Here is a 13,547-nt window from a genome sequence, read left to right as displayed (position 1 = left end):
CGGATAATAGAACAAGTACATGGTAGACAGCGGAAACTCATACGGCGAACGCGTATCCCGACTAGTAGGTTGGGGGCATTGGTTTGCATTCTTCAACATCGTCGCTTCGATGTTGATAGGTACACGCTATATCGTTCAATCGCCTTGGCCAGAAACCCTGATGGGTCAATTCTATTTGGCGGTTTCGTGGGTGGGGCATTTTGGCTTTCTTGTTTTTGCTCTGTACTTATTGGTTCTATTTCCGCTGACGTTTGTCCTGCCATCTAGGAAACTCTTCCGTTTGGTGGCAGTGATATTTGCTACGGTTGGTCAAACCGTGCTGCTGATTGATACTCAAGCGTATCAATCAATTAATCTGCACCTAAACCCTGTGGTTTGGGAGTTGTTGTTTAGCGAAGACAAAAGCGCACTCAGCTCAGATCTCCAACATTTATTTGTTGTGATGCCGCTGATCTTCCTTGTTCAACTCGCTTTATCTGAATGGGTATGGCGTAAACAGCGCAAACTTTCTCATAAACACGTTGGTCGACCATTGGCCGCCGTGTTCTTCTTAAGCTTCATCGCAAGCCATTTGGTTTACATCTGGGCTGATGCTTACTTCTACAATCCTATTACCAGCCAACGCTCTAACTTCCCACTGTCATACCCTATGACAGCGAAGAGCTTTATGGAAAAACACGGTCTTCTTGACCGCGAAGAGTACCTAAAACGCTTAGCTGAGAACCAAGGTAATATTGATTTAGTAAGCTACCCACTAGAGAAGCTAGAATTCAATCGTCGTGTTAACAAGTTAAACGTGCTGATGATCAGCGTGAACAACTTACGTGCCGACGCATTGAACCAAGACGAAATGCCGAGCTTGTACCAGTTCGCACAAGACAATCAAAACTTTGTTAATCATTACAGTTCGAGCAATGATACATACGGTGCATTTGGTCTGTTCTATGGTTTACCGAGTAGCTACGCAAGTAGCATCAAAGCTCAAGGTAGCGCACCAGTTATGCTAGATGTACTGAAAGATCAGGGTTATAGCTTTGGTTTATTCAGTGGCAATGGCTTTGAAGAAGACTTGTATTCTGAAGTTATCTTCCGCGGCTTAAACTTGGCAAACTCACTCGATGGAAGCCAAGCTCATACCGATCCACAATCTATTTCTGCGTGGAACACATGGCTAACAGAGCAAGCCCAGCAGCCTTGGTTTAGCTTCATTGAAGTGACAACCGTTGATAACTTCGAATCAGAAACGATGGCAGCGAATGAAGAGCTCCCTGCTAGCGAGCGATTCAAGCAAGCTTACGAGCAAGCGGTAAAATCGGCTGATAAAACAGTTGCGAAGATCATCGCAGACCTAGAAGAAAAGCAACTGCTTGCAAACACGATTGTGGTTATTACCTCAAACCATGGTAGCGAGTTCAACGAAACCAATACCAACAGTTGGGGCGCAAACAGCAACTACAGCAAATATCAACTGCAAGTGCCTATGGTTATCCATTGGCCAGGTATGCTACCAGCGGAATTTACCCACAGTACAAGCCACTTAGACTTGTCAGTGACACTGTTGCAAGACATGCTGGGCGTATCTTCAAACCCATACGATTACAGCAGCGGGCGTAATTTGTTTGATGAAAGTCGCCGTCGTTGGATCTTAGCCGGCGATACACGTGAAATAGCACTGATCACCGGCTCTCAAACGACCGTTATCGATAAGTTTGGTAACTACAAGCTGTACGATGACAATTACAAGCGTTTGCGCGAAACATCGCCTAAACTGCCTGTTCTAATGCAAGGTTTGACAGAGCTTCAACGCTTCTATTCTAAAAGCAATTAATTGAACAAAAGCTCTCCACCCGGAGAGCTTTTTTGATTCTTTTCTCCACAAACAACACAAAATCGTGCACTAAACGTCCAAACGATTCATTTTAGGGTTTACAAGATTTTCAAAGCCTTATATTATGCGCCTCAACAACGGAGAGATGGCTGAGTGGTTGAAAGCACCGGTCTTGAAAACCGGCATACGTTAATAGCGTATCTAGGGTTCAAATCCCTATCTCTCCGCCACATTTAGAAAGCCCGTTGAGAAATCAGCGGGCTTTCGTCGTTTTAGCGCTCGGAGAATTACGGGATTTCTAAATCCCTAGTTGAGCGCCCCCCCCCGGACTAGGCGTCCCCGCACTCAGCCACATTTAAAAAGCTCGTCGAGAAATCAACGAGCTTTTATCGTTTTAGCGCTCGGAGAATTACGGGGTTTCTAAATCCCTAGTTGAGTACAACCTCGATACGTAGCCACTCTTAGAAATGTTCGTTGCGATGCGAATCAAAAAGAGTGCCACTACTCCAAACATTTATCACTCCTCAACTGATAAGAAAAAAGCCCACAACCTGAAGTGTAGGTGTACCTTGAGAGTGACTTACATTTATTATTAGGCGAATTATAAGGTGTTTATAACTGTTGCTAAGGTTACAGCTAGCCTAATATTTATCTCGGCAAATGACAGGACTCTCTTTCTGGCATGTGCTAAATCCATCTATTTGTTGCTTAGACAACGTCAAAGGCTAGGAAAATAAAAAGGGAAAGGATTCCCATCTTAACATCCCAATCAAGTGTAAAACCCGTTAATTATTGATGTCGTCTTCATCGCATTCTCGCGACTTGGTTAACCCTTCTTGATTTTGCTTTTCATGCAAAGCTTCGATTAACTTTTTATCAACTTCTGCAAAATATAGGTCTTCGATTGCTTTCTCCCGCAAACGCAGCTTTTCCGTAAAATCCATACGCTGCCGCCTCTTTTTTGACAATACTCACCTTAAGTATAGGTCTTAGGCTTACCACAATAAAAAAGGTGAGACATCAGTGCCTCACCTTTCACAATCATTGGTTCTACTATCGTGGTTTATATACGCTTTCTGCGGCATTGATAAGCTGCATGTGAATGGGTACTAAATCTGAGTGATTACTTCGATACCCACCACCAACAACAGCGGCAACAGGAACCCCTTTATCTTTCATCAACTGCATTATGAAACGGTCTCGTTCATATATCCCTTGCGTGGATACGTCAAAATAACCAAGTTCATCGTCGGTATGTATATCTACACCCGCATCATAGATAACCATATCCGGGCGGTGCAGGTTGAGCGCCATTTCAACCACTTCTTTAAACGTCATTAAGAAAGTATCGTCACTGGTTCCTCGGCTCAACGGAACGTCGAGATCTGAATCCGGTTTCCTCGCGGGAAAGTTCTTATCACAATGGAAAGACAGGGTGATGATATCAAGCTCGTCTGCACATAAAGTTGCAGTACCATCACCGTGGTGCACATCGCTATCAATAATAAGCACTTTGTCTACGTGCTCTGTCTCCAGCATGTGTTTTGCCGCGATCACCAAATCATTGAATAGACAAAAACCACTTCCAAAATCTTTATGCGCATGATGGTAGCCACCGCTAAGGTGAATCGCGACACCGTGCTCTAATGCCTTTTCTGCAGTCAAAACGGTGCCCGCTGTCGACATAAGCGTCCGCGAGACTAAGGTCTCACTCCAAGGAAATCCTATTCGACGCATTTTAGCTGCCGGCATATCGCCACTAACAAGCAAATCCACATACTCCCCACTATGAACCAGCTTGATCTCATCCACGTTAAGCGGTTGAGGTTGGGAAAATTCGATATGTTGTCCCCAATCTTGTTGAACCAACTTGTCCTTCACTGCTTGATAAAGGTATTGGTACTTCATAATTGGATAACGGTGACCTTCCGGCAGTTCCAGTTGTGAGTAGATGGGATGATAGATCAGTGGCAACATGAGACATTCTTTTCAACAATCATTGTGAAATAGTACCAACTCCAAGAGTTGATTAAAAAGGAAATTAATTGATAATGATTTTCAATATCAGTTAATTTCCTTTCATTATGAACAAAACGTTATATACGATCCTTGGCGCTTTCTTTGGCTCTTTTTGCGCGATATCGCTTTTCATGTCAATGATGGTTGGAGCTTGGTGGCTGGTTGATTTTATTGCTCTGAGCTAACACAATGATCTTACTTCTATATCACCTAATTGAATCACACAGATAGGCACACCCATGAGTCAGACAGTCTTTATCACCGGAGCAAATCGCGGCATAGGTTTGAGCCTAACAGCACTGTATTTACAACAAGGTGCTCACGTACATGCGACCAGTCGCAATCTAGCAGAAAGCAAAGATCTGCAAGCGTTAGCATCAAACTATGACACGTTAACTTTGCATGAGTTAGACGTCACCAATTACGACGATGTTACTGAGTTAGCTAACCAACTCCCTGCTATCGATCTGCTGATCAACAATGCTGGGTATTACGGGCCGAAAGGTTATGGTTTTGGGAATACAGACGTTGATGAATGGCGTCAAGTATTCGAGATAAATACGATCGCGCCCTTAAAGCTTGTCGAGAGCTTCTATCCTGTAATGAAAAAAGGGACAACTAAGAAGATCGCATGTATCTCTTCTAAAGTTGGCAGCATGACAGAAAATACCTCTGGAGGAGGTTACATCTATCGCTCTTCTAAAGCTGCACTAAACTCAGTAGTAAAAAGCTTAAGTAATGATTTAACAGGAGAAGGTTTTACCGTACTCGCTCTACACCCTGGTTGGGTACAAACAGCAATGGGCGGACCAAACGCCCTTATCGATACTCAAACCTCCGCAGCAGGTCTTGCAAAAGTAATAGAGCAAAGCTCGCAGGAAAATTCTGGTCAGTTCATCAACTACGACGGAACCATGCTTCCTTGGTAATCTTTCGCAATCAATAGCTTAAAGTTGGGTCACGACAATCTAATCGTGTTGTGATCTTTCTATCCCCCCTTCTTTATCTCATCACTTTACTTGAATTTCACTCATTCCTATCCAGACTTAGTGAGGATATCGACCACTAAGGAGAGTAACCATGGCTGCAGATAAAGATCTGGTCAATTTCAGTGAAGATCATGAGCTCAATTACTGCTTGAGAAGTGCAGGTAAACGTCAAACTCAAGCGAACCGAGACACGCTTGTCGACTTGGGACGACAAGTAAAGCAAGATTTAGGAAAGCGTGTTTTAACGCAAGATGATGTGCGCGGTGCGATACAAAGTAATGGGGAGCTATTTGATTAGCAGCGATCCATAAATGATAAAAAGCGGCGCTCCAGGTGCCGCTTCGCTTATTGATTATTTAGACGCTTTCTACCCAAGTAACCTCGAGATGCTAGGTTCAGCGAGAATAACTTGGTTTGTAGACGCGACGGCGATTTAAAGGTTTAGTCATTCTAAATCAAGAATCGGCAACAAAGTATACAAGCCAAGACCCTTATATTTGCAAAGAGTGCCCTTTAGGAGCGTGTCTTTGACTCGCTTTTTTAGTCAAACAAATGGCTGCGTCAAACAACTTGGAAAGAGCTGGCTATTACGCTGCGTTGTTTTCCTTGACCTCGAATCAATGACAACGCTCTGAATCCTGCATCTTGAAGTCACTTGGGTATACGTTTGCCTGTACTCGACTTTGATGTGCTCTTTTTGGAATAGCTGCGCTTCTTGCGTTTAAATGCAGGACGCTCGACTTTAGGAAGGTGACGTAAAGAATCTGGAATAGGACCGGACTTCACCTCGCCCATCAAACCATCGATACGTTGCTCTAACGCCTGCATAAAAGGTTGATAAGCTTGATTTCGCTCTGCCATACCCTGCAATTGGTGTTCCCAATGTGCTGTCATATCGGGATAAGTCGAGTCCATCGGCAAAGCATGGATCAAACCACGCCCTGCTGGTGAGCTTAAAATCGACTTTCCCTGACGCGTTAAAAGTTGGCGCTTAAACAAAGTGTCTAAAATGCCGGCTCTGGTCGCTTCTGTTCCCAAACCGTCTGTATCGCGTAAGATCTTCTTCAGTTCTTTGTCTGCTACGTAACGCGCAATCCCAGTCATCGCTTGCAGCAATGTCGCTTCAGTAAAATGCTTTGGAGGTTCTGTCTTACGGTCTTTAATTTCCCCTTCCCGACACGTCAGTACCGTACCTTCTTGTAATGGCGGTACAGCATCGATGCCCTCGTCCTCTTTGTCCGTTTTCCCCATGAGTGCTTTCCACCCCGGAGAAACCAACTGGCGACCTTTAGCGATAAACGTGCCACCAGCGATATCAAATACAAGCTTCGCTTCTGCGTAAATGGCAGCTGGATAGAATTGCATTAAATATTGACGTGCAATGAGTTGATACACCTTCATCTCATTACCTGACAACGCGTTCACATTTGCTTGTTTAGGCGTTGGGATAATTGCGTGGTGAGCATCAACTTTTTTGTCGTTCCACGCTTTGGACTTAATTGACAAATCCGCACCTTGCACCGCACTTTGTAGCTCTTTGGCATTGTTGGAGATAGCAGAGGTAACAGAACCCGCTTGTGCGTAATGCTCCATAGGCAAGTAACGACAATCCGAACGCGGGTAAGTGATCAACTTATGTTTTTCATAGAGAGCCTGACAGGTATCTAGTACTTGTTGTGCGCTCATCCCATAACGTTTAGCAGCATCGATTTGTAACGCAGATAGTGAATAGGGAAGCGGAGCCGATTGCTTGGTTTGCTTTTGTTCTGATTCGGTCACTTTGGCGGGCTGATTGGCAATGCGATTCGCCACGTTCTCTACGAGCTTTCTACTCAGAACGCGCCCCTCTTCGTCTTGCCATGGTTTACACGCCTCACTAGGTTTCCAACGCGCACGTATATCAAACGAACCATTTTGATCTTGATATGGAATTAAAGCATGCAGCGTGAAGTAGTCTTTCGGCACAAAGTTCTCGATTTCTTCGTCACGACGCACCACCAGACCTAACACTGGAGTTTGCACCCGCCCTACTGACAAAACACCTTGATAGCCCGCTTTTTGGCCCAGCAAAGTGTAAGCACGCGACATGTTCATTCCGTAAAGCCAATCGGCTCGAGAACGCGCCAAAGCAGAAACAGAAAGAGGAATAAAGTCGCGGTTACTGCGCATCGAGCTTAAGGCTCGTTTTACTGCGGGCAAGTTCAAGTCCGAAATCAACAATCGTTGAGTGGCTTCTTTTTTGGTTTTGGAGAGTTTGCAATAGTCCAGAACCTCATCCACTAACAGTTGCCCTTCTCGATCAGGGTCTCCTGCATGAATGACCTCCGTAGCCTCTTTGAGAAGTTTACGGATCACTGTGAGTTGTTTACTGGCACTCTTCCTCGGTCTCAGTTGCCATTGCTGTGGAACAATCGGTAAATCAGCCAGATTCCATTTCTTATACCGTTCGTCATAAGCGTCAGGTTCTACTTGCTCTAACAGGTGACCAATACACCAAGTTACGACATCACCGTTTCCACAGCGGATAAAGCCTTGATCTTTCTTTTGAGGATTTGGCAACGCAGCCGCTATAGCGCGACCTAGACTTGGTTTTTCAGCAATAAACAGACGAGACATAAAGTTCAGAAAATCAAAACAATGAGGGGGACATTATCTAATGTCCCCCTAACAAATCAAGAAAAACTGTACAGATGAACAGTGATAAGGTCACGATTCTAGATTATTGAAACTCAACGAATTGAGACAGTTCACGCTCTGGCACTTTCATTGGCGTACAACCAGGGGTGCCTAAATACAGGAAACCTACGATTTGGTCTTTGCCTTCAAGACCAAACGCTTGATGTACTTCTGGATGGAACATCCACTTTCCTGAACGCCAAAAGCCTTGGAAACCTTGGGCAACTGCCGCCATTTGCATCGCTTGCACTGCACAACCTGCAGACAGATATTGTTCCAGTTCTGGGACTTTTTCGTGTTCTGTCACTTTAGCAATCACAGTGATAACCATAGGCGCGCGAAAAGGCGCGTTTTTCACTTTTTCTATCACCGCGTCTTCGCTGTTTTCAGCTTCAGCTGCTCTCACAAGGATATCTGACAACTTTTTAAGGCCATCCCCTTGAGCAATAACAAAACGCCAAGGCGTCAATCCTGCGTGATCTGGCGCTCGCAGACCTGCACGAATGATATTTTCTAGAGCTTGCCCTTCTGGTGCAGGCTCAGACAACTTGGCAATAGAACGGCGGTTGAGCAAAAGATCGAGAGCTTCCATGAACAAGTCCTTATTAGGTGAGTTATTATTTTTACGCGTTCACTTTAGCATAATCCACTTTGGCAAATAACACTCTGTTTTATAGGGTTTAAAACCATAAAAAAAGCTGCGCACAAGGCGCAGCCACAAAAGGTTAAGAATGAAAAAGATCCGTCACAGATAACTACAGTTTTACAGCAAGTTTGACGCCTTGACGGATAGCGCGCACCGCATCAAGTTCTCCTGCATGATCTGCGCCGCCAATAATATGCAGTTTTTCACCAAGCTCGTGCCACTTGTCCTCAAATGGACGAACCGACTCTTGACCGGCGCAAATCACCACTTTATCTGCAGCTAACAATTGTTCTTTGCCATTCACATGAATGTGCAAACCAGTATCATCTATCTTGTCGTAAGACACGCCACCATATAAGTGAACACCGCGTTTCTCTAATGTGCGTTTATGAATCCAACCCGTAGTTTTACCCGGACCTTTACCGACACGACCTTTACGACGTTGTAGAACCCATACTTCTTTATCACTAACAGCATCGGGATAAGGGTATAAACCGCCCGGTTGAGACATCTCTTTGTCGATTCCCCATTCGTGTAGCCAATCATCCAACGTCTGACCAACTGGTTCAGTGAGCATGGTGGCTACATCGACACCAATACCACCAGCACCAACAATGGCAACTTTCTCACCTACAGGAGTTTTATCTCGAATGAGTGTTTGATAGTCGATCACTTTTTCTGGATTATCGATGCCATCGATTTTAACTTTACGAGGCTCTACACCCGAAGCCATCACCACTTCATCGTATTCGGTCAATAAGTCATAGTTAGCTTCTGTTTCTAGGTGAAGGTTAACGCCCGTCTCCTCAATGCGATTTGCAAAGTAACGAATCGTTTCACGGAATTCTTCTTTGCCCGGGATTTGCATCGCTAAGCGGAACTGCCCTCCAATGCGGTCATTTTTCTCAAACAGATCCACTTTGTGTCCACGCTCAGCCAATGTAGTAGCACACGCAAGACCGGCAGGACCCGCCCCAATAACGGCAATGTTTTTCTTCTTGAATGCGGGTTCTACGACAATTTCTGTTTCATAACAGGCGAGCGGATTGACCAAACAGCTCGCTCGCTTGCCTTTAAATACGTTATCCAGACACGCTTGGTTGCAACCAATGCAAGTATTAATCAATTGGGACTTCTCTTGTTCAGCCTTAGCGACAAAGTAAGGATCAGCTAAGAAAGGTCGCGCCATTGATACCATATCAGCGTGTCCAGAAGAGAGAATACGTTCAGCTTCGTCAGGGGTATTAATTCGGTTACAAGTAATAATAGGAACCGAAACGTGAGGTTTGACTTTTTCAGTAACCCAAGTAAACGCACCTCGTGGAACTTGAGTCGCAATCGTTGGGATACGAGCCTCGTGCCAACCGATACCCGTATTGATGATGGTTACACCCGCTTCTTCTAGTGCCTTTGCCAGTTCAATCACATCATCAAAGGTGCTGCCTTGCTCAACCAAATCAAGCATAGAGAGTCGGAAAATAATAATGAACTTTTCACCAACCGCTTTGCGCACCGCTTTGACAATTTCAACCGGGAAACGCATGCGTTTTTTGTAGCTGCCGCCCCACTCGTCATAACGCATGTTGGTGCGCTTACATAAAAACTGGTTAATCAAATAACCTTCAGAGCCCATCAGCTCCACGCCATCGTAACCCGCAAGCTGTGCCAATTCAGCACTGTTAGCAAAAGCGTCGATGGTCTTTTTGATCTGACGTTCGCTCATTTCACTAGGTGCAAATTTTGCGATCGGAGCTTTGATTCCCGACGCACTTTGCGCGAATGGGTGCATCGCATAACGTCCGGCATGAAGAATTTGCAAAGCGATTTTGCCACCATGTTTATGTACGGCTTCTGTCACAACCTGGTGTGCCTTAGCGTGTTTCGGCTTACTAAACTCGGCACTCAAAGGGTGTAGTCGGCCACGTAAGTTTGGAGAAAAACCACCCGTCACGATAAGACCTACACCGCCCTTCGCACGCTCTTCATAGAACGCCGCAAGCTTTTGTAGTCCTTCTTTGTGTTCTTCTAAACCGGTGTGCATTGATCCCATCAAGACGCGGTTTCGTAGCTGTGTAAAACCTAAGTCCAATGGTTTTAACAAATTTGGGTACATGGCAGACATCACTAAACATCCATTTTTATTGTTGTGGTCTGACCACAGTACGCCGCAAAAACCAAAAAATCAAACAAGCGTTTACATTTTTGCAACACACATCAATCTCGCGCTAAACTATGCCAATTGTTGAATGAGCGTGATAAGCTAAAAAAATTGTTATCTTTTGAGATCTTAGAGATAAGACCCCATACTTTGTACTATTAGGGAATGACTATCTCGTTATGGAGACAAGATGAAAAAAATCTTCCAATTTATTGGTCTGATATTTAAGGGGATATGGAAAGCCATTACCTTTGTCAGACTTGCTCTGGCAAATTTGATCTTCCTAGTGATGATTGCCGTCTTTTACTTTGCTTTTACATACACTGGTGAAGGTCAACCTACTGTTGAAAAAGAATCGGCTCTTGTGATGAACCTTTCTGGTCCTATCGTCGAGCAGCGCCGTTATGTTAATCCGATGGACTCCGTCGCAGGTTCAATCCTAGGTAACGAAATTCCGAAAGAAAACGTACTCTTCGATATCGTCGATACCATTCGTTACGCCAAAGACGATCCGAAAGTTTCTGGCTTAGTCCTAGCTTTACGCGATATGCCGGAAACCAACCTGACCAAGCTTCGCTACATCGCCAAAGCGTTGAACGAATTTAAAACGTCAGGCAAGCCTGTCTATGCCGTCGGGGACTTCTACAACCAGAGCCAATACTATCTGGCAAGTTATGCAGATAAAGTGTTCCTAGCACCTGATGGTGGCGTGTTGATCAAGGGTTACAGCTCTTACTCAATGTACTACAAAACCTTGTTAGAGAAGCTAGACGTATCAACACACGTATTCCGTGTTGGTACCTACAAATCCGCAATTGAGCCCTTCATCCGTGACGATATGTCTGATGCAGCGAAAGAATCAGCAACACGCTGGATAACCCAACTTTGGAGTGCCTTTGTCGATGACGTTGCGACTAACCGTAACATTGATGCAAAAGTACTAAACCCAACAATGGATGAGCTCCTTGCTGAAATGAAATCCGTTGATGGTGATCTTGCACAACTTGCTGTGAAAATGGGTCTAGTAGATGAACTTGCAACGCGTCAAGACGTTCGAAAGTTATTCGCAAAAGAATTTGGTAGTGATGGCAAGGACAGTTACAACGCAATTGGTTACTACGATTACCTAGCGACCATGCGCCCTAACTTAATGCCGTCTGAAAATGACATTGCTGTTGTCGTCGCGAGCGGTGCGATTATGGATGGTCAGCAACCACGTGGCACTGTTGGTGGCGATACGGTTGCAAGCCTACTACGCCAAGCTCGTAATGACGACAAGGTAAAAGCAGTCGTACTTCGAGTGGACAGCCCTGGCGGTAGTGCATTTGCTTCAGAAGTGATCCGTAATGAAGTGGAAGCGCTTAAAGAAGCAGGTAAACCTGTGGTCGTATCTATGTCTAGCCTTGCTGCTTCAGGTGGTTACTGGATCTCAATGAGCGCAGACAAGATCGTTGCTCAACCAACAACGCTGACAGGCTCAATTGGTATCTTCAGTGTGATCACTACATTTGAAAAAGGCTTCACTAAACTTGGTATCAGCACCGATGGCGTAGGCACTTCACCATTCTCAGGTGACGGTATCACAACGGGATTGTCTGAAGGTGCGTCTCAAGCATTCCAGCTTGGCATTGAGCACGGTTACAAGCGCTTTATTTCACTGGTGGGGTCCAACCGTGATATGTCTGTGGAAGACGTCGACAAAGTGGCACAAGGTCGAGTTTGGACAGGTCAAGACGCAATGTCATTCGGCTTGGTGGACCAAATGGGTGACTTCGATGATGCGGTAGAACTGGCTGCGAAATTAGCAGAAGTCGACAACTACGATATCTACTGGGTCGAAGAGCCACTATCGCCAACAGAACAACTGATCCAAGAGTTTATGAATCAGGTCAAAGTATCTCTCGGTATCGACGCGACTGCGTTTTTACCAAAGAGCCTTCAACCTGTCGCTCAACAATTTGAGCAAGACGCAAGCATGCTGCAAAGCTTTAACGATCCAAAAGGTCAATATGCGTTCTGTTTGAACTGCCAAGTGCAATAGCTTTCCTAGCTTAGCCAAAAAGGGGCGTCTCTGTGCGAGATGCCCCTTTTTATTAGGTTTCATTTCGCTATAATCCCCGCCACTGTTCCCCTACATGAAGTAAAGTAGAACGATGACTAGAAAACATATCTACATCGCTTACACCGGTGGCACCATCGGTATGCAAAAATCGGATCACGGCTACGTGCCTGTGGCTGGCTTTATGGAAAAGCAACTAGCCAGTATGCCCGAGTTCCACCGTCCAGAAATGCCGGAATACACTATCCACGAGTACGAACCACTGATCGACTCTTCAGATATGACGCCTGCTGACTGGCAGCAAATCGCAGACGACATCCGTGACAACTACGAAAAATATGATGGTTTTGTGATTTTGCATGGTACTGACACCATGGCATACACCGCTTCAGCCTTGTCTTTCATGTTGGAAAATTTAGGTAAGCCCGTTATCGTGACAGGCTCACAGATTCCGTTGGCTGAGCTACGCTCAGACGGACAAGCAAACCTCCTTAATGCCCTGCACATTGCGGCCAACTACCCAATCAACGAAGTAACACTGTTCTTCAACAACCAGTTGATGCGTGGTAACCGTAGTACCAAATCTCACGCAGATGGATTCAATGCCTTTACTTCACCTAACCTGCCACCGCTTTTGGAAGCAGGGATCAATATCCAAATCAGTAACAATGTTACGGTTGGTGCAAAACCAGAAGGTAAGTTCAAAGTACACAACATCACGCCACAGCCAATTGGTGTGATCACCATGTACCCTGGCATTTCACACGAAGTAATCCGCAACACGCTACGCCAACCAGTTAACGCTATGATCCTGTTGACGTTCGGTGTAGGTAACGCACCACAAAACCCTGAGCTACTTGGCCATTTAAAAGAAGCCTCAGAACGTGGAGTGATCGTCGTAAACCTGACTCAATGTTTGGCAGGTAAAGTGAACATGGGCGGCTATGCGACAGGTTGTGCCCTGGCAGATTCTGGCGTGATCAGCGGCTTTGATATGACACCAGAAGCGGCACTTGCGAAACTTCACTATCTTCTAAGCCAAAACTTGTCTTATGAAGAGATCAAACTGAAGATGCAAGAAGTGCTTCGAGGTGAAATGAGTCTATAACACGTTAATGACTCCACCGAACACGAAAAAGCCCAATCGAAATGATTGGGCTTTTTACATCTAA

At 45.1% G+C, this 13,547-nt stretch carries 10 protein-coding genes and 1 tRNA gene; 6 read left to right on the top strand and 5 right to left on the bottom strand.

What is annotated here, in order from left to right; all coding sequences use genetic code 11:
* Positions 1–19 precede the first annotated feature (19 nt).
* Positions 20–1,828 (top strand): DUF3413 domain-containing protein, encoded by a 1,809-nt coding sequence (locus OH459_RS23220; RefSeq protein ID WP_009698525.1) that lies wholly within the window; start codon positions 20–22, stop codon positions 1,826–1,828.
* Positions 1,829–1,967: 139 nt separating this feature from the next.
* Positions 1,968–2,058: transfer RNA gene (locus tag OH459_RS23215), tRNA-Ser, on the top strand.
* Positions 2,059–2,613: 555 nt separating this feature from the next.
* On the opposite strand, the gene OH459_RS23210 is transcribed toward OH459_RS23215, so the two are convergent.
* Both OH459_RS23210 and OH459_RS23205 read right to left on the bottom strand, forming a co-directional pair.
* The gene (locus OH459_RS23210) at positions 2,614–2,772 is read right to left on the bottom strand and encodes a hypothetical protein (RefSeq protein WP_005444649.1); all 159 of its coding nucleotides are present in this window, start codon (positions 2,770–2,772) and stop codon (positions 2,614–2,616) included.
* A gap of 109 nt (positions 2,773–2,881) precedes the next feature.
* Positions 2,882–3,805, bottom strand: a complete 924-nt coding sequence (locus tag OH459_RS23205) for a histone deacetylase family protein (protein ID WP_005444648.1) — start codon at positions 3,803–3,805, stop codon at positions 2,882–2,884.
* Positions 3,806–4,086: 281 nt separating this feature from the next.
* Here OH459_RS23205 and OH459_RS23200 point away from each other — a divergent pair, with 281 nt between their 5' ends.
* Both OH459_RS23200 and OH459_RS23195 read left to right on the top strand, forming a co-directional pair.
* A complete protein-coding gene (locus OH459_RS23200; RefSeq protein ID WP_038899686.1) occupies positions 4,087–4,776 on the top strand; it encodes an SDR family oxidoreductase in 690 nt (229 codons plus the stop codon).
* 151 nt (positions 4,777–4,927) lie between these two features.
* Positions 4,928–5,134: a hypothetical protein gene (locus OH459_RS23195; RefSeq protein ID WP_005444646.1), complete on the top strand. Its 207-nt coding sequence runs from the start codon at positions 4,928–4,930 to the stop codon at positions 5,132–5,134.
* Between the two features lie 353 nt (positions 5,135–5,487).
* Here the strand turns inward: OH459_RS23195 and OH459_RS23190 are convergent, their stop codons facing one another.
* From OH459_RS23190 to OH459_RS23180, 3 genes are all read right to left on the bottom strand, one after another.
* Positions 5,488–7,452, bottom strand: a complete 1,965-nt coding sequence (locus OH459_RS23190; RefSeq protein WP_017817824.1) for a DNA topoisomerase III — start codon at positions 7,450–7,452, stop codon at positions 5,488–5,490.
* A gap of 103 nt (positions 7,453–7,555) precedes the next feature.
* Positions 7,556–8,104, bottom strand: a complete 549-nt coding sequence (locus OH459_RS23185) for an NAD(P)H nitroreductase (protein WP_005444644.1) — start codon at positions 8,102–8,104, stop codon at positions 7,556–7,558.
* Positions 8,105–8,267: 163 nt separating this feature from the next.
* Entirely contained in the window at positions 8,268–10,280 is a 2,013-nt protein-coding gene (locus OH459_RS23180) for an NADPH-dependent 2,4-dienoyl-CoA reductase (protein ID WP_009698533.1), read from the bottom strand.
* Positions 10,281–10,506: 226 nt separating this feature from the next.
* On the opposite strand from OH459_RS23180, the gene sppA reads away from it, so the two are divergent.
* Together sppA and ansA are read left to right on the top strand one after the other, a co-directional pair.
* Positions 10,507–12,357 carry a signal peptide peptidase SppA gene (gene sppA, locus OH459_RS23175; RefSeq protein ID WP_005444641.1) on the top strand — a complete coding sequence of 617 codons (1,851 nt, stop codon included), beginning with the start codon at positions 10,507–10,509 and terminating at the stop codon, positions 12,355–12,357.
* 112 nt (positions 12,358–12,469) lie between these two features.
* Positions 12,470–13,483: an asparaginase gene (ansA, locus tag OH459_RS23170; RefSeq protein ID WP_269989006.1), complete on the top strand. Its 1,014-nt coding sequence runs from the start codon at positions 12,470–12,472 to the stop codon at positions 13,481–13,483.
* The last annotated feature ends 64 nt before the right edge of the window (positions 13,484–13,547 follow it).

Source organism: Vibrio sp. MM46 (genome assembly GCF_027587135.1).
GTDB classification, from domain to species: domain Bacteria; phylum Pseudomonadota; class Gammaproteobacteria; order Enterobacterales; family Vibrionaceae; genus Vibrio; species Vibrio harveyi.
The sequence above is the reverse complement of the archived record's forward strand: the minus strand, read 5'-3'. Positions and strand labels throughout refer to the sequence as shown.

Excerpts from the sequence above, each read along its gene's own strand:
- OH459_RS23210 (WP_005444649.1), bottom strand. The coding sequence starts at position 2,772 with ATGGATTTTACGGAAAAGCTGCGTTTGCGGGAGAAAGCAATCGAAGAC.
- OH459_RS23180 (WP_009698533.1), bottom strand. The coding sequence starts at position 10,280 with ATGTCTGCCATGTACCCAAATTTGTTAAAACCATTGGACTTAGGTTTT.
- sppA (WP_005444641.1), top strand. The coding sequence starts at position 10,507 with ATGAAAAAAATCTTCCAATTTATTGGTCTGATATTTAAGGGGATATGG.
- OH459_RS23195 (WP_005444646.1), top strand. The coding sequence starts at position 4,928 with ATGGCTGCAGATAAAGATCTGGTCAATTTCAGTGAAGATCATGAGCTC.
- OH459_RS23220 (WP_009698525.1), top strand. The coding sequence starts at position 20 with ATGGTAGACAGCGGAAACTCATACGGCGAACGCGTATCCCGACTAGTA.
- ansA (WP_269989006.1), top strand. The coding sequence starts at position 12,470 with ATGACTAGAAAACATATCTACATCGCTTACACCGGTGGCACCATCGGT.
- OH459_RS23205 (WP_005444648.1), bottom strand. The coding sequence starts at position 3,805 with ATGTTGCCACTGATCTATCATCCCATCTACTCACAACTGGAACTGCCG.
- OH459_RS23200 (WP_038899686.1), top strand. The coding sequence starts at position 4,087 with ATGAGTCAGACAGTCTTTATCACCGGAGCAAATCGCGGCATAGGTTTG.
- OH459_RS23185 (WP_005444644.1), bottom strand. The coding sequence starts at position 8,104 with ATGGAAGCTCTCGATCTTTTGCTCAACCGCCGTTCTATTGCCAAGTTG.
- OH459_RS23190 (WP_017817824.1), bottom strand. The coding sequence starts at position 7,452 with ATGTCTCGTCTGTTTATTGCTGAAAAACCAAGTCTAGGTCGCGCTATA.